Raw genomic sequence first — 25,446 nt, forward strand, 5'->3', positions numbered from 1 at the left:
GGGGGGATCGGCGGCGGCCTCGCCCTGCGGGTCGGGCGCGGCGTCCTGACCGGGGTTGGGCTGCGCCCACCCCGAGTGCCCGGAGTCGCGGCCGGAGCGCTGCTGACCCGGCTGCTGGCCCTGGCCCTGCTGCTGACCCTGGCCCTGCTGCTGACCGTGCTGCTGACCCTGCTGCTGGCCCTGCTGCTGGCCCGCGGGGCGGGCCGCCATGGGCACGAGCCCGGCGACACCCTGGTCGCCGGTGCGGGCGGCCTGCTCGGGGTCGCCGCGCCAGTGGTGGCGACCGGTCGGCTGGTCGTCCGACGACCCCGACGAGGCCGCGGCGGCACCGGCGGCGGCACCGGCCGCGCCCGCCGCCCCGGCGGTCGCGACCTGCTGCGTCGTCTGCTGGCCCTGGTCCTGCTGGCCCTGATCCTGCTGGCCCTGATCCTGCTGGCCCTGATCCTGCTGGCCCTGGGCCCCGCCCTGCGCCTGGAACTGCTCGGTCGGCGTCTCGTCGCGGTGGACCTGCTGGGTGTCCTGCTGGTCCTGGTCCTGCTGGGCCTGGTCGTCCGAGCCCTGCTGCTGCTCGGGCGGGTTGCCGGCCTCGTCGGACTGCTCGTCCTCGCTCTTGGTGTGCTCGCCGGCCTGCGGGAGCACGACCGTGCCGCCGGCGTCCTCGTCGGCGGGGACACCGACCAGGGGCTCGTCGGACTCCGGCGGCGCCGGCGGGGCCTTGCGGGCCTCCGCGTCGGCGTCCGGGTCGCCGCTGCCGGCCTGGTCGCCCTCGCCCTCGCCCTCGCCGGCCGGGGCGTCCTCGACCATCGAGTTGTCCGCGGCCTCCTGCATGGCCTGGTAGCCGAAGGGGTCGGCGTCCTCGGGCGGGTTGTTGCGCGTGATCTCGATGAGCTCGGTGCGGTCCTGGTCCCGGGAGATGCCGTAGCGCTCCTGGTCCTCCTCGGTGAGCTGCTCGAGGATCGCCGTCTGCGCCTTCGGCGGCAGGGTGTGCAGGACCTGCATGACGCGGTCCTTGCGCCGCTGCACCGCCTTGCGCTCCGGGACGCCCTCGCTGACCTCGAGCTGCGGGTCGATGAACGACTCCTCGGACTCCGCCGAGCCGCCCTTCTTCTTCAGCTCCTCCATCTCGGCCTCCATCTGGGAGGTGTCCTTCTCCTCGGACATCCCGATGGGACCGATGCGACGGCCCTGGAGGAACTGCTGGACGACGGGCTCCTCGGAGGTCAGGAGGACCTCGCGGGGGCCGAACATCACCAGGTTCTTGCGGAACAGCATGCCGATGTTGTCCGGCAGCGACCGCGCCGTCCCGAGGTGGTGGGTGACGATGAGGATCGTCGCGTCGAGCTGGGCGTTGAGGTCGACGATCAGCTGGTTCAGGTACGCGGTGCGCACCGGGTCCAGGCCCGAGTCCGGCTCGTCGACGAGGATGATCTCGGGGTCGAGCACGAGGGCGCGGGCCAGGCCGGCGCGCTTCTTCATGCCGCCCGAGATCTCGCCGGGCAGTTTGTCCTCGGCACCGGAGAGCCCGACCATGTCGAGCTTCTCCATCACGATGTCCGAAATCTCCTTCTCGCCCTTGCGGGTGTGCTCACGCAGGGGGAAGGCGATGTTGTCGAACAGGTTCATCGACCCGAACAGCGCGCCGTCCTGGAACAGCACGCCGAACAGCTTGCGGATCTCGTAGAGCTTCGACTCCGAGCACCGCACGAGGTCGGTGTCGTGGATGAAGATCGAGCCCTTCTCGGGCTTGAGCAGGCCGATGATCGACTTGAGGAGCACCGACTTGCCCGTCCCGGACGGGCCGAGCAGGACGCTCACCTCGCCCGCGGGCAGCGTCAACGTCACGTCGGACCAGATGTTGGAGCTGCCGAACGACTTCGACAGGTTCTTGATCCCGACCTCGACGCCGGCCATGCAGTTCCTCCTGCTTTCACCGTGGTGTCGACGCGCGAAACGCCCTGTTACCGACGCCCTCGAGCCGGCACCCCGCGAGAGGGGAGTCACGTCTACAACGACGGATGAGAGGGGAGGTTACTGATCCGGAAAGCAAGGCAGCCGCCGGGTCCCTCTCCGCCGGTCACGGGCACGTGCTGCGCCGTCCGGGTGGCGACGAACGGACGCTGCCACGCGATCGGTGGAGCGCGACCGACCGCTCGCCCCGGCGATCGGCGGCTCACCGCCGGGCCGCGCGACACCCGGACGCGCGGCGCCGGACGTGACCGGGACCACTCGCGATCCGGGAACCCGCACGTCCGACCCCGGGGACGACGACGGGGCGGGGACCCGAAGGTCCCCGCCCCGTGCGTGCGGTCCTGCTGCGCTCGCGCGCGTCGATCAGGTCAGGCTGATCTTCGCGCCGGCCTCCTCGAGCTTGGCCTTGGCCGCGTCGGCGGCCTCCTTGTTGACGCCCTCGAGGATCGGCTTCGGGGCACTCTCGACGAGCTCCTTGGCCTCCTTGAGGCCCAGGCCCGAGACGACCTCGCGGACGACCTTGATGACCTGGATCTTCTTGTCGCCGGCGGCCTCGAGGACGACGTTGAACTCGTCCTTCTCCTCCTCGGCCGGGGCGGCGGCACCGCCGGCGGCCGGGGCGGCGGCGGCCGCGACCGGCGCGGCCGCGGTGACCTCGAAGGTCTCCTCGAACTTCTTCACGAACTCGGAGAGCTCGATGAGGGTCATGTCCTTGAAGGCGTCGAGCAGCTCGTCGGTGGACAGCTTCGCCATGGTGGCGCTCCTATCGATCAGGGGTGGTGTGGGGGGGTGGGGCCGACTCAGGCGTCGGCACTGGCTTCGGCGTCCGCGGACTCGACCGCGGCGACGGCCTCCTCCGTGCTGGAGCTGCCCTCGGCCGCACGCTTGTCCTGCAGGGCCTGCGCGAGGCGGGCGATCTGCGAGGCCGGGGCGTTGAACAGGCCGGCGGCCTTCGCGAGGTTGCCCTTCATGGCGCCGGCGAGCTTGCCGAGCAGCACCTCGCGCGACTCGAGGTCGGCGAGCTGCTCGACCTCGGTGGCCGAGAGCGCGCGGCCCTCCATGTAGCCGCCCTTGACGACCAGGGCCTTGTTGTCGCGCTGGAAGTCGCGGAGCGCCTTGGCGGCGTCCACGGGCTCCCCGGCGATGAAGGCGATGGCCGTCGGGCCGACGAGCAGGTCGTCGAGGCCCTCGACGCCGGCGTCCGCAGCGGCCCGCTTGACCAGCGTGTTCTTGGCGACGGCGTACGTGACGTCCGAGCCCAGCGAGCGGCGCAGCTGCGAGATCTGCTTCATCGACAGGCCGCGGTACTCCGTGACGACCATGGCCGAGGCGTCGCGGAACTCCGCGGCGATCTCGGCGACGGCCGCGACCTTGTCGGCGGCCGGAGCTCGCGTCGGGTCAGGCATCCGCGCCTCCTTCCTCTGTCCTCGGGCGACCGCCTGGTCCGGGCCCGGAACGACGAAACGCCCCGTGCGCAGGCGCACGGGACGTCGGACGGCGCGGGCTGGGGGCCCGGCGGGCGTCGCGAGCCTCGTCCTCCTGCGCGGGCCGCCCCGTCGTGGGGCCCTTCGTCCTCGGCCGGGCGAGCCCGGCGAGGAGACCAGCGGTCTTCGGTGGATCGGGGTTCGATCTGTTGTCAGTCTACGCGGCGGTCCCGGCGCCCTCCGCAGCAGGGCACCGGGACCGGGCCCTCACGCCTCGGCGGCGAGCAGGTTCCGCGTGCGGTTCGGGTCGACGGGGATGCCGGGACCCATCGTCGTGGTGACGGTGATCTTCTTGATGTAGCGGCCCTTCGCGGCCGACGGCTTGGCGCGCAGGATCTCGTCCAGCGCGGCGCCGTAGTTCTCGACGAGCTTCTCGGTGTCGAAGCTGGCCTTGCCGATGATGAGGTGCAGGTTGGCCTGCTTGTCGACGCGGAAGTTCACCTTGCCGCCCTTGATGTCGGCGACGGCGCGGGCGACGTCCGGGGTGACGGTGCCGGTCTTCGGGTTCGGCATGAGCCCGCGCGGGCCGAGGATGCGCGCGACGCGGCCGACCTTGGCCATCTGGTCGGGCGCGGCGACGGCGGCGTCGAACTCGAGCCAGCCACCCTGGATGCGCTCGATGAGGTCGTCGGAACCCACGACGTCGGCACCCGCGGACTCGGCGGCCGCGGCCGTGTCGCCGGTGGCGAACACGATGACGCGGGCGGTCTTGCCGGTGCCGTGCGGCAGGTTCACGGTGCCGCGGACCATCTGGTCGGCCTTGCGCGGGTCGACGCCCAGGCGCATGGCGACCTCGACGGTCGCGTCCATCGACGTCGTCGACGTCTCCTTGGCCAGGTTGACGCCCTCGAGCGGGCTGTAGAGCTTGTCGAAGTCCACCTTCTCGGCGGCCTGCAGGTACTTCTTGCTGCGCTTCATGACTGTCCTTCGTGGATCAGGTGTGGTGGGGGCTGCGCGGCCCTCCCACGGAGCGCCGGCCGGGTGGCCGGCGGTTGTCTACTCGGAGACCGTGAGGCCCATCGACCGGGCGGTACCGGCGATGATCTTCGCGGCCTGGTCGAGGTCGTTGGCGTTGAGGTCCTGCATCTTGGTCTGCGCGATCTCGCGGACCTGGTCCTGCGTCACCGAGCCGACCTTCTTGCTGTGCGGCGTCGCGCTGCCGGACTTCACGCCGGCCGCGGCGAGCAGCAGCTTGGCCGCCGGCGGGGTCTTGAGCTCGAAGGTGAAGGACCGGTCCTCGTAGACCGAGATCTCCACCGGCACGACCTGACCACGCTGCGCCTCGGTGGCGGCGTTGTAGGCCTTGCAGAACTCCATGATGTTGACGCCGTGCTGACCCAGGGCCGGGCCGACCGGCGGGGCCGGCGTCGCCGCGCCGGCGCTGATCTGCAGCTTGACGACCGCGGAGAGCCGTCGCTTCTTCGGGGGCATGACTTCCCTGTTCCTGTTCTGTCCGTGTCCCGGGCTCTAGATCTTCGAGACCTGATTGAACCCGAGCTCGACCGGGGTCTCCCGGCCGAAGATCGAGACGAGCACCTTGAGCTTCTGGGCGTCGACGTTGACCTCGGAGATGCTCGCCGGGAGCGTCGCGAACGGGCCGTCCATGACGGTCACCGACTCGCCCACCTCGAAGTCGACCTCGACCGCGGGCTTGCCGCCGAAGTCCTCGGCACCGGCCTTCTCCGCGCCCTTCGCCTTCTTCGGCGTCTCCTGGCGCGGCAGGAGGAACTTCACGACCTCGTCGAGCGTCAGCGGCGACGGCCTCGAGGTGGCGCCGACGAAGCCGGTGACGCCCGGCGTGTTGCGCACCGCGCTCCACGAGGCGTCGTTGAGGTCCATCCGCACGAGGATGTAGCCGGGCAGCACCTTGCGCTGGACCTGCTTGCGCTGCCCGTTCTTGATCTCGGTGACCTCCTCGGTGGGCACCTCGACCTGGAAGATGAAGTCCTCGACGTCCAGCGTCTGCACGCGGGTCTCGAGGTTCGCCTTCACCTTGTTCTCGTAGCCGGCGTAGGAGTGCACGACGTACCAGTCGCCCGGGGCCAGGCGCAGCGAGTCCTTGAGGGCCTGCGCCGGGTCGACCTCCTCCTCCTCGACCTCGGCGGCCTCGGCGGAGACGGGGGCCTCGTCGACCTGCAGGTCGTCCTCGGTGTCGCCGCGGGCGGCGACGTCGCCGGTGCCCGCCGACTCCTCGGGGAGGTCCGAGTCGGCCTCGTCGGCCGGCGCGCCCAGGGCGGCACGCGCCGCGCGCAGGTCGGCCTCGGGGTCGACCTCGGTGTCCTCGGCGCCGTCCGCGTCGGTGTCCTCGGCGTCGTCCGCGTCGGACTCCTCGCGCGCCTCCTGGGCGGCGCGGGCCACCTCGCCGTCGTCCAGCGTGGCGGGGTTCTCCTCGGTGCTCAGGTCCCCGTAGGTCCCACTGCCCTCGCGCACCATGACGCCGCGCGTGCGCGACTCGCCCACGAGCTCGGGCTCACCGCCGTCGGGGGTGCCGTTCTCGGACTCTGCGCCGGATCCTGCGGAGGTCACTTCTGTCTCACTTCCTTTGCACGGCGGGCACCGCGGCGCGGTGCCCGGCCGGCCGCTCGGCGGAACGGTCAGCCGAAGAGGGCGAACACGGCCTTGGCGAAGACCCAGTCGAGTCCGGCCACCAGGGCCACCATGAACGCCACGAACACGAGGACGACGAACGTGTAGACCACGATCTGCCGGCGGGTGGGCCAGTGCACCTTGCGGAGCTCGGCCACCACCTCGCGCAGGAACCGCCGCAGCCGTGTGATCAGCGAGCCCTGCGGCTCGGCGGAGGCGCGGTCCCGCGTCGGGGTGGCCGTGCCCTTGCCGGGGCGGCCGCTCGCCGTGTCCGCGTCCCCGCCGGTGCCGTTCCCTGCCGCGCCGGCGCGGCGTCGACGGCCGGCGGCGGTGACCGGACGCGCGTCGTCGTCGTCGCTCGCGCGCCGACGCCGGCTGCTGTCCTCGCTCACTGCGCCGTCCTCACCGTCCTCGTCCACCACTCCGCCGGGCCGGCGGGCGTCACCGTCGTCGGTGCAGGGGCGACAGGACTTGAACCTGCAACCTGCGGTTTTGGAGACCGCTGCTCTGCCAATTGAGCTACGCCCCTGTGGCGGCCCCGGAGGACCGCCGCGGGCCGGTACGCGCCACCTCCGCACCGTCGACGAGCGCGCGGGAGCGACGGACGAACCGTCCCGGAGAACCATGGTACGCACGTGCTCCCCGACGGCCGTGCCCCGGCCCCGGCACCGCTCCTCCGGCCCGCCCCGGACCCTCCTCCCGGTGCCCGGCCGCCGCGGGCCGGTCTGCCAGAATTCTCGGACATGGCATCGGTCACGTCGTCCTCGTCGGTCTCCCTGCAGCCCTCCGCGACCGACCGCCGCATCTCCGCCCGTGTCGGCGGGATCGCGGAGTCGGCGACGCTGGCGGTCGACGCGAAGGCGAAGGCCCTCAAGGCGGCCGGGCGTCCCGTCATCGGCTTCGGTGCCGGCGAGCCCGACTTCCCGACCCCGCAGCCGGTGGTCGACGCCGCGATCGCGGCCTGCTCGGACCCGAAGAACCACCGCTACTCCCCCGCCGCCGGCCTGCCCGAGCTGCGCGACGCGATCGCGGCGAAGACGGCCCGCGACTCGGGCTGGCAGGTCGAGGCCCGCCAGGTCCTGGTGACCAACGGCGGCAAGCAGGCCGTGTTCGAGGCCTTCGCGACGCTGATCGACCCGGGCGACGAGGTGCTCCTGCCCGCGCCGTACTGGACGACCTACCCCGAGGCCGTGCGCATGGCCGGCGGCGACCCGGTCCAGATCGACACCGACGAGTCGACCGACTTCCTGCCGACCGTCGAGGCCCTCGAGGCCGCGCGCACCCCGAACACCAAGGCGCTGCTGTGGTGCTCGCCGTCCAACCCGACCGGCGCCGTCGCCCCGCGCGAGCTCGTCGAGGCCGTCGGGCGCTGGGCCGCCGAGCACGGCGTCTGGGTCATCGCCGACGAGATCTACGAGCACCTCGTCTACGACGGCGCCGAGCACGTGTCGATGCCGGTCGCCGTGCCCGAGATCGCCGACCGCTGCGTCGTGCTCAACGGCGTCGCCAAGACGTTCGCGATGACCGGCTGGCGCGTCGGCTGGATGATCGGGCCCGCCGACGTGGTCGCGGCCGGGGTCAACATGCAGTCGCACCTGACCTCGAACGTCTGCAACGTCGCCCAGCGCGCGGCCCTCGCGGCCGTCACCGGGCCCCTGGACGCGGTCGCCACGATGCGCGAGGCGTTCGACCGTCGCCGCCGGCTCATCGTCGAGCTGCTCTCCGGGATCGACGGCGTCACCTGCCCGACGCCCCGCGGCGCGTTCTACGCCTACCCGTCGGTGGCCGGGCTGCTCGGCAAGGAGATCCGCGGCGAGCGCCCGCAGACCAGCGTCGACCTCGCCGCGCTCGTGCTCGAGCACGCCGAGGTGGCCGTGGTGCCGGGCGAGGCCTTCGGCACCCCCGGGTACTTCCGGCTGTCCTACGCCCTCGGCGACGACGACCTGCGCACCGGCGTCACCCGCATGACCGACCTGCTGGCCGAGGCCCGCTGAGACCGGCGATCATGGGTCGACGGTCCCGCCGGGGCCGGGGGAACGAGGGGGAACCGGTGGGCCGTCGGCCGATCTTGTCCGTGGCCGCCCTGGTGGGGCTGGTCGCCCTGCTGCTGACCCCGACGGCGTCGGCGGCCCCGGCGCCGCTGCCGGCCGGGCAGGTCTACGTCGCGCTCGGCGACTCGTACACCAGCTCACCGCTGACCGGCGCGCCCGCCGGGCCCCCGCCGGGCTGCCAGCGGTCGGTGAACAACTACCCGCACCTCGTCGCGGAGCGCACCGGCGCGCAGCTCACCGACGTCAGCTGCAGCGGCGCGCGGACGCGCGACCTCGCCGCCGCGCAGACGGTGGACGGCGGCCAGAACCCGCCGCAGTACGACGCCCTGGGCGCCGGCACCCAGCTCGTCACCGTCGGGATCGGCGGCAACGACATCGGGTTCGGCGAGATCGTCCGCAGCTGCGTGAGCGCGTCCCCGGTCGGCACGCCCTGCCGCGACCGCTGGACCGAGGCGAGCCACGACGAGCTCGAGGCGCGCGTCGACGCCCTCGGCGACCGTCTCGACGACGTCCTCGCCGAGGTCCACCGCCGCGCCCCGGCCGCGCGGGTCCTGCTCGTCGGCTACCCGTCGGTGCTGCCGGCCGAGGGCCCGGGCTGCTACCCGGTCGTGCCGTACACGCCCGGCGACGTCGCGTACCTGCGGGGCGTGCTCGGCCACCTCAACACCGAGATCGCGGACGCGGCGGCCGGGGGCGGGGCGACCTACGTCGACACCGCCACGCCGACCGTGGGCCACGACGTGTGCGCGCTGCCGGGCGAGCGGTGGATCGAGGGCCTGCTGCCGACGGCGCCCGCGGCCCCGGTGCACCCCAACGCTCTCGGTGCCGCGGCGATGGCCCGGGCGGTGCTCGCCGCCCTGGGCGTGCCCGCGGCGGCGTAGCGGCGGTCGGGGGCAGTTGCAGCGAACGCGCTGTTCGCTGCCTCTACGCGTCCGAACTCCGCGTTCGCGGGCGGGTGGACACCACTACTTCGCTCGCGAACGGGGACTCTGCACGCATAGAGGCAGCGAACAGCGCGTTCGCTGCACAACGAGATCGCGCCCTCAGCGGGGGCGGACGGTGGCGACGGCCTTGCCGAGGACGCCCTTGCCCTCGTGCATGGCGGTCACGCCGACCGTGCGCGTGCCGTCGTCGGCGACGTCGGTGACCTTGGCGCCGAGCTCGAGGGTGGCGCCGGTGTCGTCGTCGGGCACGACGACCGGGCGGGTGAAGCGGGTGGAGAAGGCCACGACGGCCGTCGGGTCGCCCGCGAGGTCGGCGACGTAGCGCGCGGCGAGCGACATCGTGAACATGCCGTGGGCGATGACGCCGGGCAGCCCGACCTCGACCGCGACGCGCTCGTTCCAGTGGATCGGGTTGAGGTCGCCCGAGGCGCCGGCGTAGGCGACGAGGTCGGCACGGGTGATCGTCACCGTGCGGGCCTCGAGCTGGTCGCCGGCGCTCGCGTCGCTGACCGCGCTCATGCCTGCTCGCCCCCGGGCTCGGCGCGCCCGACGAGGGTCGCGCGCGTGGTCAGCACCGCGGCGCCGTCGGCGTCCGTGACGTCGACGCGGAAGGTGATGACGTCGTTGCCCGCGAGGTCGCGGATCTCGTCGACGACGACCACCGAGGTGACGACGTCGCCGGCGTACAGGGGCCGCGTGACCTCGATGGACTGGTCGCGGTGCACGACGCGCGCGAAGTCCAGACCGAGCGCCGGGTCGTCGACCACGCGACGGGTGGCGGGCCAGGTGAACACCACCGGGAACGTCGTCGGGGCGACGACGTCGGGGTGGCCCGCCGCCCGCGCGGCGTCACGGTCGTGGTGCACCGGGTCGTCGGCGCCGATGGCGGCCGCGAACTCCCGGACCTTCTCCAGCGAGACCTCGTAGGTCTCCGCGGGCCACGAGCGGCCCGCGAACGACGCGTCGAGCGGCACGGGGCGAGGAGGTCAGCGCGTCTCGCGGTGACCGCGGTGGGTGCCGCAGTGCGGGCAGAACTTCTTGATCGTCAGGCGATCGGGGTCGTTCCGCCGGTTCTTCCGCGTGATGTAGTTGCGGTTCTTGCACTCCTCGCAGGCCAGCGTGATCTTCGGACGGATGTCGGTGGTGGCCACGGAGGTTCCTCTCGCTGTCGATGCTGCAGCCGCGGGCAGGGCCCGCGGGGCCTGGCTGGTAGCGGTGGCCGGACTTGAACCGGCGACACAACGATTATGAGCCGTTTGCTCTACCGACTGAGCTACACCGCCGCGGTGAGCCCCGCCGGGCGAGGTGTCCCCTCGCACGACGAAGCCGGCGAACCCAGGTCCGCCGGCTGCTCACCGAGAGCCCCTTTACGGAATCGAACCGTAGACCTTCTCCTTACCATGGAGACGCTCTGCCGACTGAGCTAAAGGGGCCTGCCCCGGAGGGCGTGCACCAGTCTAGACCCCGCGTCACGCGATCAGCGTCCGGGGTCCCGGTGCGGCGCCGGGCTCGCCCGGGAGCACGTCGAGCGAGTCCAGCCACGTGTCGAAGCAGCGCGCGGGCAGCGGCCGCGAGACCAGGTAGCCCTGCGCGACGTCGCAGCCCATCTCGGCCAGGGCGACGCGCACGGCGGCCTGCTCGACGCCCTCGGCGACCACCGTGAGGCCGAGCGTGTGGCCCATCTCGACGATGGCGCGGACGACCGCGACGTCGCCGTACTCGGTGCCCATGCCGAGCACGAAGCTCTTGTCGATCTTGACCTGGTCGACGGGGAGCCGGCGCAGGTGGGCCAGCGACGACTGCCCGGTGCCGAAGTCGTCGACGGCGAGGTGGCAGCCGAGGGCGTGCAGGCGGCGCAGCACCGGCAGCGCGACCTCGCGCTCGGAGGAGACGCCGGACTCGGTGAGCTCGAGGGTGAGCAGCTCGGCGGGCACGCGGTGGGTGGCGAGCAGCGTCGCCACCTCGTCGGGGAAGCCGGGGGTGCCGAGGTTACCGACCGAGACGTTGACCGCGACCGAGAGCCGCATCCCGCGGTCGAGCCAGCGCCGGGCCGCGGCGAGCGACTCGTCGAGCACGAACGAGGTCAGCTCGGCGATCTGGCCGGTGGCCTCGAGGACGGGCACGAACTCGTCGGGCAGCAGCAGGCCGAGCTCGGGGTGGTCCCAGCGCGCCAGCGCCTCGACCCCGACGACGGTGCGCTCGCCGAGCGAGACGACGGGCTGGAAGTCGACGCGGACGTCGCGACGCTCGACGGCCGCCGAGAAGCCGCGGATGAGGCGCAGCCGGCGGGCCGCCCGCTCGCCCATGCTCGGCTCGTAGCAGCGCACCGGGTCGCCGCCGTCGCGCGTGGCGGCCAGCGCGACGTCGGCGCGGCGCAGCAGCGCGGCGGTCCGCTCCGGGCCCTGCGGGACGTCGGCGAGCCAGGGCCCGTCGGCGGCGACCCCGACGACCACCGGCGGCTCGAACCGCACGCCCTCCACGAGGTAGGCCGCGAGCAGGCGCTCGCGGAGGTCCTCGGCGGCGAGGTGGGCCTCGTGGCCGTCGACGCCGGGGAGGAGCACGGCGAAGGTGTCGCCCTCGAGGCGGGCCGCGACCGGGGCCGCGCCGTGCAGGACGGGCAGGCGCACCCCGACCAGGCGCTCGGTGGCCAGGCGGACGAACACCTCGCCGCGCGCGTGGCCCAGGGTGTCGTTCACCTGCCCGAGCAGGGCCAGGTCGACGACGGCGACCGCCCCGCCCGACCCGGTCACGGCGTGCAGGAAGCCCTCGCGGTTGAGCAGGCCGGTCAGCGCGTCGCGGTGGGCGTCGCGGCGCAGCCGCTCGGCGAGCGCGCTGGTGGCGGCGTCGTGCCGGCGGCGGCGGGCGCGGGTGACGACCAGGCCGACCACGACCGCCGCGAGGACGAGCACGAGCAGGGCGCCGAGCACGAGCACCGTCGGCGGGGCCGTCCCGGCAGCGACCGGTGCTGTGGGTGCTGCCGGTGCGGCCGACACGAAGGGCGCGTGGCTCACGGCACCACTCCCCTTCCCGGTCGTTCCCCGGCGGGCGCCGACCCCGGCTCGCGACTCGTACGCACCCGGATCACATCTTCGCTGCGTTCACCGTACGCAACAAATCGTGATCACCTGACCGCCGGGTAGTTCACTCACCCGGACCATCATGCACCGTGTACCCCGCCCAACGATGACCCACCGGTACAGATGTGCAGGAGGACGCACCCCGTCCGTGGCGGCGGCGCGCGGCGCCCCCGCCGGTCCGCTCCGCTGCGGGCCGCCACCGGGCTCTGGTGGGATGACGGGGACCGGGGCGAGACCAGGGCGGGACCCAGCCGGGGACCGGGAACGGGGTGCGACGTGGCCGACGAGGGCGTGCGGGCGGGGATCGTGGCGACCGGCAGCGAGCTGCTGACCGGGCGTGTCACCGATCGCAACGGGCCCTGGGTGGCCGAGCAGCTCGGCGAGCTCGGCGTCGAGGTCTCCCACCTCGTGCTCGTCGGCGACCGCGGCGAGGACATGGCCGCGGCGCTGCGCTTCCTCGCCGCCGACGGCGTCGACCTCGTCGTCACCACCGGCGGGCTCGGGCCCACCGCCGACGACCTGACCGCCGAGGTCGTCGCCGCCGAGACCGACCGGCCGCTCGAGCTCGACGAGCACATGGAGAAGGTCGTCGGCGACATCATCGCCAAGTTCGCCGACCGGCTGCGGTGGGACGCCGACGCGCTGGCCGCCGCGAACCGCAAGCAGGCGATGGTGCCGCGCGGCGCGACCCCGATCCGCCCCGCCGGCACCGCGCCGGGCCTCGCCGTCCCGCCCCACCCCGAACGCGGGGGCCCGACGGTGCTCGTGCTGCCCGGGCCGCCCCGCGAGGTTCGCGCGATGTGGGACGAGGCGCTCGCGAGCGAGCCGCTGCGCGCGGTGCTCGCCCGCACCGCGCCCTACACGGAGACCCACCTGCGCCTGTTCGGCGTGCCCGAGTCCGAGATCGCCGCGACCCTGCGCGAGGTCGGCGAGCACACCGACCTCGAGCCGCTCGAGATCACGACCTGCCTGCGCGACTTCACCCTCGAGGTCGATCTGCGCCACGCCCCCGCCTCGGCGCCCGCCGCGAAGGCCCGGGACGCGGTGGTCGCCGAGATCGACCGGAAGCACGGGCGCGCCGTGTTCTCGCGCACCGGCCAGACGATCGACGAACTGCTCTTCGACCTGCTCGACGGTCAGGTGATCGCCACCGCCGAGTCGTGCACCGGCGGCCTGCTCGCGGGCCGGCTCACCGCGCCGGCCGGGGCGTCCGCCCACGTCGCGGGCGGCGTCGTCTCGTACTCGAACGACGCGAAGGCCGACCTGCTCGGCGTGCCGCGCGAGCTCATCGAGGCCCACGGGGCGGTGTCGCCCGAGGTCGCCGAGGCCATGGCCGACGGCGCCCTCGCCCGCTTCGGGGCGACGATCGCGGTGGCCATCACCGGCGTCGCCGGACCGGGCGGGGGCACCGAGGCCAAGCCCGTCGGCTACGTCTGCTTCTGCGTGCGCACCGCCGACGGGCGCACCCTGGCGCGCGACCCCGTCCTGCCCGGCGAGCGCGGCGACATCCGCGAGCGCTCGGTCGTGCTCGCCATGCACCTGCTGCGCCGGGTCCTCACCGGCCAGGGCGAGCCCGCGCCCGTCTAGGCGACGCGGGCGACGAAGGCGGCGACGTCGTCGAGGACCTCGTCGCGGTGGGTCTCGTTGAGGATCTCGTGCCGCGCGCCGGGGTCGATCCGCGTGGTCTGGTCGCTGCCGGCGAGCTTCTCCATGACCGGGCGGGTCGACGCGAGCGGCACGAGCTGGTCGTCCTCGCCGTGTACCCACAGCACGGGCAGCTCCCCGAAGCCCGGCCCGGCCGCGACCGCCTCCACCGCGGCGACGAACGCCTCGAGCGTCGGGCGCTTGAACGGCCCGTGCCAGACGAGCGGGTCGGCCGCGTACGCCTCGCCGATCGCCGGGTCGCGGGAGAGCACAGCGGGGTCGATCGGGACGTCCGGGATCGGGTCGTGCTCGAGCAGCCCGAAGATGCCGGGGCTGCCGCCGACGACGGGCCCGGTGAGCACGAGGCCCGCGAGGACGTCGGGGAAGCGCTGCGCGTAGCGGGCGGCGATCAGGCCGCCCATCGAGTGCCCGAGCAGCACGATCGGCAGATCCGGGTGCTCGTTGCGGGCGGTGCGCCGGACCTGGTCGAGGTCCTCGACGACGTCCTCGAGGTCGGTGACGAGCACCGGCTCGCCCGCGGAGCGCCCGTGCCCGAGGTGGTCGGGGGCGTAGACGACGGCGCCGTCGCCGGCGAGGCGGTCGAGGACGTGGGTGTAGCGCCCGGAGTGCTCGCCGTAGCCGTGGGCGAGGAGCACGACCCGCCGCGGCGCGCCGTCGGGGTCGCGGCGGCGCACGACCACCCGCCCCTGCCGGCCGTCGATCTCCAGGTCGGTCTCGGTGCCGATCATGCGGACGCCTCCTGCGCGTGGGGTCGGTGGGCGGCGGTCACGCCGAGGACGGCGTCGACCACCAGGTCGGGGTCGTCCCACATCGGCACGTGGCCGACGCGGGGCAGCCGCACGAACTCGGCGCCGGGCAGGCGGTCGCGCAGCGCGACACCGTGGCGCCGCCAGGGGATGAGCCGGTCGCGGCCCGACCACGCGACCCGCACGGGGCAGGGCAGCGTGTCGAACGGGGCGACGCCCCCGTGCTCGGCCGCCCCGTCGAGCAGCTCGTGGAGGATCACGCAGCCGGCGAGGTCGTCGAAGAGCTCGCCGACGTCCTCGGTCGGCACCCGGTCGCCGCGCTCGAGCACCCGCCCGAGCAGCGCGCGGCGCACCCACGGCCGGCGGGCGGCCGTGCGCAGGGTCGAGGATCCGGCGAGGGCGGAGCCCAGCCGGAACGACCACACGAGCCGGCGCAGGTCCCACCCCGAGCCCCACCCGCCGGCCGGCGAGAGCGCGACCACGGAGCGGGCGCGCCCGCGCCGCGCGAGCTCCAGGGCCACCCAGCCGCCCAGGGAGTTGCCGACGAGGTGCGCGGTCGGCATGCCGGCGTCGTCCATGAGCGTCTCGACGTCGTCGACGATCCCCGCGACGCCCACCGGGGTGCCGTCGGGCCACGCCGCGCCGCCGCGGTGCCCGGCCAGCGTCGGCACGAGCACCTCGTGGTGCGCCTCGAGCGCGGCGCGGACCGGGTCCCAGGCGCGCGCGGACATGCTCGCGCCGTGCAGGAGGACCAGCGGCTCGCCGCTCACGGGCGGGCGCCCAGCGCCAGCACCTCGGCGAACCCGTCGGCGAGGTCCTGGTCGAAGCCCTCGAGGTCGGCGAACGACGCCGCGTCGAGGTTGGCCGCGACGCAGCACGTGTCGCCGTGGGTGACCATCGCGATCATCGCCGCGCACCCGGGCAGCGGGGCGAAGGGATAGCTGCGCTCGATCCGCGCGCCGGCGAGGTAGGCGTCGCCCCGCAGGCCCGGGATGTTGCTGGCCTGCAGGTCGTTGCTCCGCGTGGCGCCGCCGCCGAAGCGCGCGACGACCGCGCCCGGCAGCCGTGCGAGCCCCGCGCTGACGATCTCGATGCTCTCCAGCGCCGGCTCGGCGAGCGCGGCCTTCATCCGCCGGCGGACCTCCGTGACCCGCACGCCCGGGTCGACGATCCCGACCGGCGCCGAGAGCCGCGCCGGCGCGAAGTGGTTGCCGCCGGGCTCGTGCTCCTCGCGGCGGATCGACACCGGCAGCGTCACGGGCATGAGCCGGTCCGGCGGGAGCGGGTCCCCGCGCCGCGCCGAGTAGCGCCGGAACGCCCCGAGCAGCGACGCGACGTAGGCGTCGTTGACCGACCCGCCGACCGACTTGCCCGCCGCGCGCAGCTCGGCGAAGGGCACGTCGAGGGTGCGAAAGCGCCAGGACGGGCTGCGGTCGGCGAGCACCGGCAGCGGCGGCGCGGGGGGCGGCGAGAGCACCCGCGTGGCCGAGACGAGGTAGGCGGTGACGTCGCGGACCGCGCGGTCGGGCCGGACCAGCGAGGCGGCCATGCCCAGCAGCCCTTTCGCGGCGCCGCCGACCAGCCCGAGGTCGCTGCGGACCTGGCGCACGACCTCGCGCGAGAGCGTCGCGGGCGGTCCGGACGGGGGCGGCGGCTGGGGCTTGTCCGACATCGGCTCCCGGCTGCGCGAGTGCAGGCCGGCGAGCAGCTGCGCGAGGCCCATGCCGTCGGACAGGACGTGGCTGAGCTTGAACAGCAGCGCCGCCCCGCCGTCGGGCAGCCCGCCGACGAGCGTCGCCTCCCACAGCGGTCGCGACGGGTCGAGCGGCGTCATCGCGATCTGCTCGGCCAGCGTGAACAGGCCGTCGCGGCCCGCGCCGTCGGGCAGCCGGAGGCGGCGAACGTGGTAATGCAGGTCGAAGTCGGGGTCGAGCGCCCAGTGCGGCGTCCCGGCGCCGAGGAACGGGGTGACGATCCGCTCGCGGAAGCGCGGCACGACCCGCGAGGCCCAGTCGGTGGCCGCGACGAAGCGGTCCCAGTCGGGCTCGAGATCGAGGGTCTCGACGATCACGACCGTCGAGCGCATCCGCGGGTCGGCCTCGACGCGCCACATCAGCGCCTCGAAACCGGTCAGCTCCTCGGAGCGCGACCACAGCAGGCGGCCGTCGTCGCTGCGCGGTGGTGTCGGGTCGAGACTCATCGGGCGCCCTCCAGGACCGCGACGAACCGCTCGCGGACGTCCTCGACGTGCTGGGTGAGGGTCTCGGCGGACCAGTCCGAGGTGTCGATCGGCGGCAGCACGTCGACGTGGACCGTGCCGCCCCGCAGCGTCTGGTGCCCGCGCCACATGACCTCGCCGGCGTCGTGGATGACGATCGGCACCATCGGCACGCCCGCCTGCAGCGCGATGTGGAACGCGCCCTTCTTGAACCGCCCGAGCCGCGGGGTCGGCGAGCGCGTGCCCTCCGGCGCGATCGCCAGCGACCAGCCCTCGTCGCGCAGCTTGCGCACGGCCGGCTCGAGCGCCTCGCGCGCCTGCCGGGTGTTGCCGCGGTCGACGAACGCGACCCCGGCGAGCTTGAACATCGCGCCCCACAGCGGGATCTGCGCGGCCTCGGCCTTCGCGACACCGGTGAACCCGCCGCGCAGCAGCTTCATGAGCAGCGCGACGTCGATCTTCGACTGGTGGTTGAAGACGAAGACGCACGGGCGCGCCGACCACAGGTGCTCCGCGCCGCGCACCTCGACGTCGATGCCCGCGAGCGCGAGGCCGAGGTCGCCGGTGACCGAGCAGGTCAGGTCGACCATCTGCCGCCGCGACCGGCGGGCCAGCCCGACGGCGGCCGCGGTGCCCGCCGCGCCGAGCAGGGCGCCGTAGAAGCCGGCGGTGCGCAGGACGTCGCCCGGGGTGGCGAGCGTCCCGCCGCGGGGGGCGACGACGAGCCCGGGCCGCCCGTCGCGGCCCGCGGTCTCGCTCACGACCACCGGGCGCTCGCCGAGCGCGAGCAGCGCGTCGGCGCCCGGGCCGGCGTAGACGAACGCGAGCCGCCGCCCGGCCAGCGCGTCGGCCGTGGCCCGGCCGTCGAGCAGCACCGGGCCCGCGACCTCGCCGGTCACGACGCCGTCGCGCACCTCGACCTGGGTGGCGACCAGCTCGTCGGCGCCGAGGTCCTCGGCGAGCGGGGCGAGCACGGGGCGCGGCGCGTGGCCGGTGAGGACGACGTGGTGGCCCGCGCGGCGGTGCTCGAGCACCAGTGACCACATCTCCGGGCGCAGCGAGGCGCCCAGCTCGTCGCGCAGGATCGTGCGCGCCCGCCGGGCGACGGCCTCCTCGTCCTGGCCCGCCCAGCCCGCGACGAGGCGGCGTACGGCGGCCTCGTCGTCACCCGCGCCGGCGAGCAGCGCGACGTCGCCGGGCAGCGCGCGCCAGGCCGTCCGTCCCGAGCGCAGCGCCTCCCCGGCGTGTGCGGCGACCGCGGACGTCGCGAGCAGGGCGGTCTCGTCGACGACGACCACGCTGCCCGACGGGGCCGCGCGGATCGCGGCACGCCGGGCGGCGTCGTCGGGGAGCTCACGACCCTGCGGCATCGCGCTCCCCTCCCCACACGTCCGCCCGCAGCGCGTGCTCGCGCTCGTCGGCCCGGCGCAGCCGCGACCGGACCGCGGCGACCTCGTCCCGCCAGGCCGCGCGCCGGCCCGGGTCGGCGTCCGCGCCGAGGAGCGCCCGGTTGTCCGCCACCCGCAGCGCCGAGGTGAACAGCTCGCGGGACACGACGTCGGCGCCGAGGAGCAGCTGCTGGCGCCACCACTGCTGGCCCAGGCCCGTGCACGCGTCGAGGAACGCCCCCCGGTCCTCCAGGGCGCCCTCGTGGTCCGCGAGCACCGTCGCCACCACCCACTGCGCCTCGACGAACGGCAGCAGCGTCCCGGGGGCGACGAGCAGCTCGGCCCGCCCGAGCAGCTCGGCGGCACCGTCGGCCGACGCGGGCGCCGAGCGGTAGCCGGGCGCGAGGCGGTCGAGCTCGGCGAGCAGCTCGTCGCGGAAGTCGCGCTTGCGGGGGAAGAAGAACTCGTACTTCAGCAGGTCCCGCAGGGCCAGCGCCGCGTCCCAGCACGCCTCGAGGACCTGGTCGTGCGCCAGCTCGCGGCCCTCGGCGGCGACCGTGAACAGCGCCGTCTCCAGCACCGCGCGCGTGAGCAGGTGGTGCAGCAGGCCGTTGCGGTAGAACGCGGCCACGTGGTGCCGGTCGGGGCCGATCGACCAGACCGGCTCCGGGCCGCCCTCGAAGCACTCGACCACGCCCACCGACACGAGCCGGGAGAGGGTGTCGACGACGCCGTCGGGGGTGTCGAGGGCGCGGATCGACGGCTCCTCGCCGAGCAGTCCTCGCAGGGGCGCGACCACGGCCCGGACCTGCTCGAGGGTCAGCGCGCGCCCGCCCGCACCGAGCAGCGCGAACGTCACCACCCCGGTCGGCGTCGGGGGCGTGGCGCGATTGATGCCGACCGCCACCCGGAACGCCACCTTCTCCAGCTGCGACGGCCCCTCGCCGGCCTCGGCCAGGGCGTCGCGCAGACTGATCGGCTCGCCGAAGCGCACGCGCGCCGAGCCGATGCGCCGCTGCTGGTCGCGCATGTAGCCGGCGAGCCACGCCAGGCCCTCGGCCTTCTTGCCCGCGCCGCCCTGCTCGGCGGCCAGCGCGCCCACCTCGTGGAGCTGGTCGTAGTGCAACGACACCGGGACGAGCAGCGGGTCGCGGCCCGGCGAATCCTCTCCCAGCTGGTCGGCGGCGTCGACGAGGTAGCGCAGCAGCCCGTACTTCGGGGGCCGCAGCTTGCCGGTGCGCGTCCGGCCGCCCTCGATGTACCACTCGAGGTTGAAGCGCTTGTCGAGGAGGTGGCCGAAGTACTCGCGCACCGCGAACTTGTAGACCGCGTCGTCGCCGAAGCTGCGGCGGATGAACACGATCCCCGCCCGGCGCCCCAGCGTGCCGAGCGGCCAGAACGCGAGGTTGTTGCCGCCGAGCACGTGGTTGCGGGGGAAGTCGTGGGCGTGCAGCACCTCCGCGAGCACGAGCGGGTCGGCGTAGCTGCGGTGCGACGGCAGGAACACCAGCGGCCGGCGACGACCCTGCTCGCGCAGGTCACCGAGGCTCGCGGTGTCGACGTCGAGGTCCCACGCCCGGCGGTGCAGCGGGCTCATCACCGAACGGAACGCCTCGATGGCCGGCGGGCTCTGCACCGCGGCCATCTCCTCCAGGCAGCGCGCGGTGCGCGCGAGCACCTCGTCGACCGGGACGTCGAGCTCGCCCGCGAGTCCCGCGGCCCGCTCCCGGACCGCGGCCGACGCGACGATCTGCTCGGCCATGAGCCGCGGCACCTTGTAGCGGTCACCGGTGAGCCGGCGCTCGGCGCGGTCGCACGCCAGCGTCGCCCGCCGGCGCACGAACGCCACGAACCCGGCGCCGTCCGGCGTCCCGAGCTCGCGGTCGCCCTCGCGGCGCAGCTCCGCCAGCGATGCCGCATCGCCCGCGACCACCCGCCCGCGCGAGGTCGACCAGCCCCGCACGCGGGCGTGCAGGTGGCGCAGGCCGCGGCGCCGGGCGCTCAGCGACAGCAGGTCGCCCAGGGCCGGCGCGTCCGACGAGTCGCGCTCGGCGGGCGGCCACACGACGCGCACGGGCACGACGGTGGTGTCCGGCCCCGCGCCGTCGAGGGCGCCCGCGAGCTCGCGGGCGTCGTCGGGCACCACGCGCACCGCGCCGTCGTCGGCGTCGGCGTCGCCGAAGGTCGAGGACGTCCACTGGCGGACGAGCTCCCGCTCGGCCCGTGACCGGGCCCCGGAGAGCACCAGGGTCGGGGGTCGCACCACGTCGTGCTCCCTGCGTGAGGGTCCCGGGTCGGGACGGCGCTGGCCCCTACAGCGAGCAGGGCATCGTCTTCACCGCGTGCACGAAGTTGCTGCGCAGCATCTCCGGCTCGCCGACCTCCAGGCCGGGGGCCCGGCTCAGGAGCTGCGAGAAGATCTGCCGCAACTGGGTGCGCGCGAGCATGTTGCCCATGCAGAAGTGGGGTCCGCCACCCCCGAAGCCCACGTGCGGGTTGGGATCGCGGGAGAGGTCGAAGCGCAGGGGATCGACGAAGACCGACTCGTCCCTGTTGCCCGACTCGTAGAACATGACGACCTTCTCGCCCGCCGCGATCCGCTGGCCCCGGAGCTCGGTGTCCTGGGTCGCCGTCCGGCGGAAGGTGAGCACCGGCGAGGCGTGCCGGACGAACTCCTCGACCGCACCCTTCATCCGGCCGTCGAGGTCCTCGGCGAGCCACGCCCGCTGCTCGGGCTCCTCGGTCAGGCGGCGCATGGAGTGGGCGATCGTGTTGCGGGTGGTGTCGTTGCCGGCCACCGACAGGAGCACGAAGAACGCGCCGATCTCGGGGTCGGTGAGGCTCTCGCCGTCGACCTCGGCCGACACGAGGTTGGTCATGAGGTCGTCGCGGGGCTCCCGGCGCCGGGCCTCGACCAGCTCCGTCGCCGGGCCCAGCAGGTTCATCAGGGCCTGCCCGGCCGCCGCGAGCGGGTCCTCGAGGCCCAGGTTCTCCAGCACGTCGGGGTCGTTGGTCGCGACGAGCAGGTCGGCGGCCTCGGCGAGGGAGTCCTGGTACTCCTCGGGCGCGCCCATGAGGTCGTAGATCGTCCCCATCGGCAGCTGCTTGGCGACGAGCTGGACGAAGTCGCCGTCGGAGCCGTCGGAGAGGTGCTCCAGGAGCCGGTCGACGATCGTGCGGGCCCGCTCTGCGATCCGGTCCTCGACGCGGGCCACCTGCTTCGGCGTGAACGCGGCGCTGACGATCTTGCGCAGCTTCGTGTGCCGCGGCGCGTCCATGGCGAGGAACGACTGCGTGGCCTCGAGCAGCTCCGGCGGCGCCTCCTGGAACTGCACGCCCTGCCCGGAGCAGAAGAGCTTCGGGTTCTTGCTGACGTGGCCGATGTCCTCGTGGCGCACGACCGCCCAGAACCCCGGGTCGTCCTCGCCGGGCATGAGCATGCCCTCCGGTGGGCGGTGCCAGGAGATCGGCCGCTCACCGCGCAGCTCCGCGAACGTCGCGTCGCGCTCGGCCATGGGACGTCCCCAGAAGCGCAGGGACGACAGGTCGAGCGGGTCGAGCTCGCGCCCGGAGACCGTGGTGGTGCCCGCCGTGTCCGTCATGCGCCCTCTCCCCGTTCCTTCGCGGCCTGCTTCTGCGCCCGCTGCACGCGGCGCTGCTCGGCGAGCTCGAGGGCGTCGGCCCACGTCTTGCGCCCGCCGATGAGCCGGCGGTACTTCATGACCTCGGCGGGCATGTCGACCGCCAGCGCGCCGACGATCCGGTCGCCCGCCCGATAGATCGCCGTGAACGGGCCGCCCTGCGCGTCGTCGCCCGCCACGACCTCGATCTGCTCGTCCGCACCCTCCGGGGCGATGCCCACGAACTGGACGCGGCCGTCGTACCAGTCCGACCAGAAGTAGGGGACGGTCTCGTAGGGCTTCGCGGCCGCCGGGTCGACGGCGTGGCGGGCGGCCCGCCCGCCCTGGTCGGCCGCCGAGGTCCAGTGCTCGAGGCGCATGGTGCCGCCCGCGACGTCGCTGAACAGCGCGTTCGGCCAGCGAGCGACGTCACCCGCGACGTAGACGCCGTCGGCGGCGGCCAGCGTCTCGTCGGCCACCACCCCGTCGTCGATCGTCAGCCCGGAGCCGTCCAGCCAGTCCGTCGCCGGGCTCGCCCCGATGCCGACGACGAGGACGTCGGTGTCGACCTCGGTGCCGTCGCCCAGGCGCACGCCGGTCACCCGGCCGTCGCTCGACAGCACCTCCTCCACCGCGACGCCCGTGCGCACCTCGGTGCCGTGCCGGCGGTGCAGGTGGGTCAGCGCGCGTCCCATCCGCTCGCCGACCGCGCGGGCCAGCGGGGTCTCGAGCGCCTCGAGGATCGTGACCTCGAGCCCCAGCTTCCGACCCACCGCGCCGACCTCCGAGCCGATGAAGCCCGCCCCGACGACGGTGAGCCGCCGCGCACCGCCGCGCAGCGCCGCACGCAGGGCGACGGCGTCGTCGAGGGTGCGCACGGTGTGCACGCCCTCGAGGTGCTCGGTGCCCGGCAGCGTCCGCGCGTGCGCGCCCGTCGCGATCACCAGGCCGTCCCAGGACAGCGTGCGGTCGCCGACGGCGATCGTCCGCCCCGCCGTGTCCAGCGCGCTCGCGGGCGTGCCCAGCAGCAGCGCGACGTCGAGGTCGCCGGCGAAGGTCTCCTCCTCGCGGTAGCGCGGGTCGGGACACTCCTCGGCGGCGAGGTACTCCTTCGACAGGGGCGGGCGGTCGTAGGGCAGGTGCTCCTCGGCCCCGACCAGCGTCACCTCGCCGTCGAACCCGTCGCGCCGGACCGCCTCGACGGCGCGCAGCCCGGCCAGGGACGCGCCGACCACGACGAGGTGCGTCACGCGTCGATGGGCCCGTCGAGCGACAGCGCCTCGGTCGGGCAGGCGGCGACGGCCTCGCGGACCTCACCCTCCTGGTCGGCCGAGATCTCCTCGGTGTGCAGGATCAGCGACCCGTCGTCGTCGACCTCGAAGACGTCCGGCGCGAGGGACTCGCACATCCCCATGCCGGTGCACCTGTCCCAGTCAACGTTGATCCTCACGGTGCCTCCCCTGGCCGTCGGTGGTGTCGACGGGAGGGACCGTAACGTACGTGATGCTACGGAGGCGAGACCTGCGTCACCATTCGATCACACGCGGTGAGGCGACGCGGCCGGACGCCACGACAGCCAGCCGCGCGTCAGGACGTAGGCCACCGCGGTCGTCACCACGAGCACGGCGTCGACGCCCAGCGCCGTCACCGCCCCGGGTGCGTCGAGGACGGCGAGCGTGAACACGACCATCGCGACCTTGTGCAGGAACACCAGCTCCCACACGCCCGGCGCGCCGCGCGGGCGCAGCACGAGCATGGTCCACAGGCCGACGAAGACGAGGTAGCCGAACGTCCGCCACCCCTCGACGACGAGCAGGTCGGGGGGTGCGGTCGCGATCGCGGCGAGGCCGCCGGCGAACGCGGCCAGCGCGGCCAGGGCGTCGAGGACGAGCAGGCCGCGGCCGACCCGGTCGGCCGTGCGGCTCGGGACGCCGGGGCGGGCGGGGGCCGGCGTGGATCCCGTGATGGGGACGGCGGTGGACATGACGGGCTCCTCGGGCTCGGGAGACGGACGGCGTGACCGTCCTGCCCGCCCCAACCACCGGACGGGCCCGGGCCTTCCGGACGTGAGAGCGTCGGCGCCGAACGGCTCGACGAAGGGAGCACGGGACGTGAGCACGCTGGATGCGCCGGCCCCGACGGCGCTGTCGGTCACCCACGACGGCGGGGTGGCGACGGTGCGCCTCGAGCGCCCGCAGGCGGCGAACGCGCTGGACCGGACGCTGTGGCACGAGCTGCGTGCGACGTTCCGGGCGCTCGACGACGACCCGGGGGTGCGCGCGGTCGTGCTCACCGGGTCCGGCCGGCACTTCTGCGCCGGGATCGACCTGTCGATGCTGGCCGAGATCCAGGCCATGGCCCCGGCCGGCGCCGACCCGGGCCGCGCCCGCGAGGGCCTGCGCCGGCTGATCCTCGACCTCCAGGACGTGCTCACCACCGTCGAGCGCTGCCGCGTGCCGGTGCTGGCGGCGATCCAGGGCGCATGCGTGGGCGCCGGACTCGACCTCGCGGTGGTCTGCGACCTGCGCTACGCGACGCCGCGCACGAGGTTCTCGCTCAAGGAGGTCGACATGGGCCTCGCCGCCGACGTCGGCGTGCTCCAGCGCCTGCCGCGGATCGTCGGCGAGGGCCGGGCCCGCGAGATGGCCTACACCTGCCGCGACGTGCGCGGGGACGAGGCCGCGACGATCGGGCTGGTCAACGCGTGCGTCGACACCGACGACCCCGAGGCGCTCCTGGCGCACGTCACCGAGGTCGCCCGCGGGCTCGCCGCCAAGTCGCCGCTCGCCCTGCGCGGCACCAAGCACGCGATCACCTACGCCCGCGACCACTCCGTCGCCGACGGCCTCGACCAGATCGCGACCTGGAACGCCTCCGCGCTGATCTCCGACGACCTCACCGAGGCCGTCACCGCCTTCGCCGAGGGCCGCGCCCCCCGCTACGCCGACTGACGCACGGGGTGTGTCAGCCTGGCGTCCACGCTGACACCGGACACCAGGAAATCCCCCACGATCACCGCTCCTCGCACGCGTCGGCGCGGCTGTCCGCCCGGCCGTCGCCCCGCCACGGGTCGGCCTCGACCACCGGCGACTCCCAGGTCACGTCGGCCCGGGCGCGCACGGCCGCCTCGAACTCGTCGAGCAGGTCGCCCAGGTCGACGTCGACCACCCCGGCGATCTGCTGGTGCCCGGCGAGCACCGCGATGCCCAGCGCCGCCAGCCGCGCGCGCTCCCCCTCGTCGCCGACCACCGGCGCGAGGACGTCGGCGAGCGCCTGCACCCGCCCGCGGTCGACGGCGCGCTGGGCCGCCTCGACGCGCGGGTCGACGGTGGCCCACGCCCGGATCGCAGTCTCGGCCTCGTGCGGCACGGTCAGGGCCAGGTACTTCATGCGCGTCACGCGCTCGACGGGGTCGTCGCTGGCGTTGACCATCTCGACGATGCGCCCGACCTCCTCGCGCTCCCAGTGCTCGAGCAGCGCGGCGACGAAGCCCTCCCAGCTGCCGAAGTGGTGGTAGAAGGACCCGCTGGTGACGCCGACGGCCGCGCACAGCCGCCCGATGCGCAGGGCGTTGCGGCCCTCGCGCGCGAGGAGGCGCAGCGCCTGCTCGAAGTAGGACTGCCGGGTGGCCGTGGGCATCGGCGTCGTCCTCCCGCGGCGTCGGTTCCCCTCGAACAGAACATAATCTACTCTACGGCG

24 protein-coding genes, 3 tRNA genes and 1 pseudogene are annotated in these 25,446 nt (G+C 74.4%); 4 read left to right on the top strand and 24 right to left on the bottom strand.

The genetic code is table 11. The features are described 5' to 3' along the window. Positions 1–858 precede the first annotated feature (858 nt). From PH190_RS02530 to PH190_RS02565, 8 genes and pseudogenes are all read right to left on the bottom strand, one after another. Positions 859–1,911: pseudogene (locus tag PH190_RS02530) on the bottom strand (ABC transporter ATP-binding protein); the annotation flags it as partial. A gap of 420 nt (positions 1,912–2,331) precedes the next feature. Then, positions 2,332–2,721 (bottom strand): 50S ribosomal protein L7/L12, encoded by a 390-nt coding sequence (gene rplL, locus PH190_RS02535; protein ID WP_274229911.1) that lies wholly within the window; start codon positions 2,719–2,721, stop codon positions 2,332–2,334. A 47-nt stretch (positions 2,722–2,768) separates the two neighbouring features. Beyond that, positions 2,769–3,374 carry a 50S ribosomal protein L10 gene (gene rplJ / locus PH190_RS02540; RefSeq protein ID WP_274229912.1) on the bottom strand — a complete coding sequence of 202 codons (606 nt, stop codon included), beginning with the start codon at positions 3,372–3,374 and terminating at the stop codon, positions 2,769–2,771. A gap of 285 nt (positions 3,375–3,659) precedes the next feature. After that, the gene (gene rplA, locus PH190_RS02545) at positions 3,660–4,370 is read right to left on the bottom strand and encodes a 50S ribosomal protein L1 (protein ID WP_274229913.1); all 711 of its coding nucleotides are present in this window, start codon (positions 4,368–4,370) and stop codon (positions 3,660–3,662) included. 78 nt (positions 4,371–4,448) lie between these two features. Further along, positions 4,449–4,883, bottom strand: coding sequence for a 50S ribosomal protein L11 (rplK, locus tag PH190_RS02550; protein ID WP_274200554.1), 435 nt, complete (start codon positions 4,881–4,883; stop codon positions 4,449–4,451). A 36-nt stretch (positions 4,884–4,919) separates the two neighbouring features. Next, a complete protein-coding gene (nusG, locus tag PH190_RS02555; RefSeq protein ID WP_274229914.1) occupies positions 4,920–5,978 on the bottom strand; it encodes a transcription termination/antitermination protein NusG in 1,059 nt (352 codons plus the stop codon). A 68-nt stretch (positions 5,979–6,046) separates the two neighbouring features. After that, entirely contained in the window at positions 6,047–6,430 is a 384-nt protein-coding gene (gene secE / locus PH190_RS02560; RefSeq protein WP_274229915.1) for a preprotein translocase subunit SecE, read from the bottom strand. A gap of 64 nt (positions 6,431–6,494) precedes the next feature. After that, positions 6,495–6,567: transfer RNA gene (locus PH190_RS02565), tRNA-Trp, on the bottom strand. Positions 6,568–6,781: 214 nt separating this feature from the next. Between PH190_RS02565 and PH190_RS02570 the strand changes: the two genes are divergently transcribed. Together PH190_RS02570 and PH190_RS02575 are read left to right on the top strand one after the other, a co-directional pair. Then, a complete protein-coding gene (locus tag PH190_RS02570; protein WP_274229916.1) occupies positions 6,782–8,032 on the top strand; it encodes a pyridoxal phosphate-dependent aminotransferase in 1,251 nt (416 codons plus the stop codon). 80 nt (positions 8,033–8,112) lie between these two features. Then, positions 8,113–8,970 carry an SGNH/GDSL hydrolase family protein gene (locus PH190_RS02575; RefSeq protein WP_274229917.1) on the top strand — a complete coding sequence of 286 codons (858 nt, stop codon included), beginning with the start codon at positions 8,113–8,115 and terminating at the stop codon, positions 8,968–8,970. Between the two features lie 162 nt (positions 8,971–9,132). Here PH190_RS02575 and PH190_RS02580 read toward each other — a convergent pair whose 3' ends face one another. From PH190_RS02580 to PH190_RS02605, 6 genes are all read right to left on the bottom strand, one after another. Next, positions 9,133–9,552, bottom strand: a complete 420-nt coding sequence (locus PH190_RS02580) for a MaoC/PaaZ C-terminal domain-containing protein (RefSeq protein ID WP_274229918.1) — start codon at positions 9,550–9,552, stop codon at positions 9,133–9,135. Beyond that, complete coding sequence (locus tag PH190_RS02585; protein WP_274229919.1) at positions 9,549–10,007, bottom strand: FAS1-like dehydratase domain-containing protein; 459 nt, start codon at positions 10,005–10,007, stop codon at positions 9,549–9,551. Before PH190_RS02585 ends, PH190_RS02580 begins: the two co-directional genes overlap by 4 nt. A 12-nt stretch (positions 10,008–10,019) precedes the next feature. Next, entirely contained in the window at positions 10,020–10,184 is a 165-nt protein-coding gene (rpmG, locus tag PH190_RS02590) for a 50S ribosomal protein L33 (RefSeq protein ID WP_116708438.1), read from the bottom strand. Positions 10,185–10,240: 56 nt separating this feature from the next. Beyond that, positions 10,241–10,316, bottom strand: a tRNA-Met gene (locus PH190_RS02595). 77 nt (positions 10,317–10,393) lie between these two features. Then, positions 10,394–10,466, bottom strand: a tRNA-Thr gene (locus tag PH190_RS02600). Positions 10,467–10,502: 36 nt separating this feature from the next. After that, positions 10,503–12,044: a putative bifunctional diguanylate cyclase/phosphodiesterase gene (locus tag PH190_RS02605; RefSeq protein WP_274229920.1), complete on the bottom strand. Its 1,542-nt coding sequence runs from the start codon at positions 12,042–12,044 to the stop codon at positions 10,503–10,505. Between the two features lie 342 nt (positions 12,045–12,386). On the opposite strand from PH190_RS02605, the gene PH190_RS02610 reads away from it, so the two are divergent. After that, complete coding sequence (locus PH190_RS02610) at positions 12,387–13,697, top strand: competence/damage-inducible protein A (RefSeq protein WP_274229921.1); 1,311 nt, start codon at positions 12,387–12,389, stop codon at positions 13,695–13,697. Here PH190_RS02610 and PH190_RS02615 read toward each other — a convergent pair. The 9 genes from PH190_RS02615 to PH190_RS02655 form a co-directional block, all read right to left on the bottom strand. Then, positions 13,694–14,503 (bottom strand): alpha/beta hydrolase, encoded by an 810-nt coding sequence (locus PH190_RS02615; protein ID WP_274229922.1) that lies wholly within the window; start codon positions 14,501–14,503, stop codon positions 13,694–13,696. The two genes, PH190_RS02610 and PH190_RS02615, sit on opposite strands and share 4 nt — an antisense overlap. After that, on the bottom strand, positions 14,500–15,291 hold the full coding sequence (locus tag PH190_RS02620; RefSeq protein ID WP_274229923.1) for an alpha/beta fold hydrolase: 792 nt from the start codon (positions 15,289–15,291) through the stop codon (positions 14,500–14,502). Before PH190_RS02620 ends, PH190_RS02615 begins: the two co-directional genes overlap by 4 nt. Then, positions 15,288–16,721, bottom strand: a complete 1,434-nt coding sequence (locus PH190_RS02625) for a wax ester/triacylglycerol synthase domain-containing protein (RefSeq protein WP_274229924.1) — start codon at positions 16,719–16,721, stop codon at positions 15,288–15,290. The genes PH190_RS02620 and PH190_RS02625 overlap by 4 nt, the downstream gene beginning before the upstream one ends. Further along, complete coding sequence (locus PH190_RS02630; RefSeq protein WP_274229925.1) at positions 16,718–18,109, bottom strand: 1-acylglycerol-3-phosphate O-acyltransferase; 1,392 nt, start codon at positions 18,107–18,109, stop codon at positions 16,718–16,720. The genes PH190_RS02625 and PH190_RS02630 overlap by 4 nt, the downstream gene beginning before the upstream one ends. Further along, on the bottom strand, positions 18,093–20,393 hold the full coding sequence (locus PH190_RS02635) for a glycerol-3-phosphate 1-O-acyltransferase (RefSeq protein WP_274229926.1): 2,301 nt from the start codon (positions 20,391–20,393) through the stop codon (positions 18,093–18,095). Before PH190_RS02635 ends, PH190_RS02630 begins: the two co-directional genes overlap by 17 nt. A gap of 46 nt (positions 20,394–20,439) precedes the next feature. Next, positions 20,440–21,729 carry a cytochrome P450 gene (locus PH190_RS02640; RefSeq protein ID WP_274229927.1) on the bottom strand — a complete coding sequence of 430 codons (1,290 nt, stop codon included), beginning with the start codon at positions 21,727–21,729 and terminating at the stop codon, positions 20,440–20,442. Beyond that, the gene (locus PH190_RS02645; RefSeq protein WP_274229928.1) at positions 21,726–22,997 is read right to left on the bottom strand and encodes an NAD(P)/FAD-dependent oxidoreductase; all 1,272 of its coding nucleotides are present in this window, start codon (positions 22,995–22,997) and stop codon (positions 21,726–21,728) included. Before PH190_RS02645 ends, PH190_RS02640 begins: the two co-directional genes overlap by 4 nt. After that, a complete protein-coding gene (locus PH190_RS02650) occupies positions 22,994–23,197 on the bottom strand; it encodes a ferredoxin (RefSeq protein ID WP_274229929.1) in 204 nt (67 codons plus the stop codon). The genes PH190_RS02645 and PH190_RS02650 overlap by 4 nt, the downstream gene beginning before the upstream one ends. Before the next feature lie 87 nt (positions 23,198–23,284). After that, on the bottom strand, positions 23,285–23,731 hold the full coding sequence (locus PH190_RS02655) for a hypothetical protein (protein WP_274229930.1): 447 nt from the start codon (positions 23,729–23,731) through the stop codon (positions 23,285–23,287). A 127-nt stretch (positions 23,732–23,858) separates the two neighbouring features. Here PH190_RS02655 and PH190_RS02660 point away from each other — a divergent pair, with 127 nt between their 5' ends. Then, positions 23,859–24,698, top strand: coding sequence for a crotonase/enoyl-CoA hydratase family protein (locus PH190_RS02660; RefSeq protein ID WP_274229931.1), 840 nt, complete (start codon positions 23,859–23,861; stop codon positions 24,696–24,698). A gap of 61 nt (positions 24,699–24,759) precedes the next feature. On the opposite strand, the gene PH190_RS02665 is transcribed toward PH190_RS02660, so the two are convergent. Then, positions 24,760–25,386, bottom strand: coding sequence for a TetR/AcrR family transcriptional regulator (locus PH190_RS02665; protein WP_274229932.1), 627 nt, complete (start codon positions 25,384–25,386; stop codon positions 24,760–24,762). Between the last annotated feature and the right edge of the window lie 60 nt (positions 25,387–25,446).

Origin of the sequence: Actinomycetospora straminea (assembly GCF_028737255.1) — a bacterium.
Taxonomy (GTDB): domain Bacteria; phylum Actinomycetota; class Actinomycetes; order Mycobacteriales; family Pseudonocardiaceae; genus Actinomycetospora; species Actinomycetospora straminea.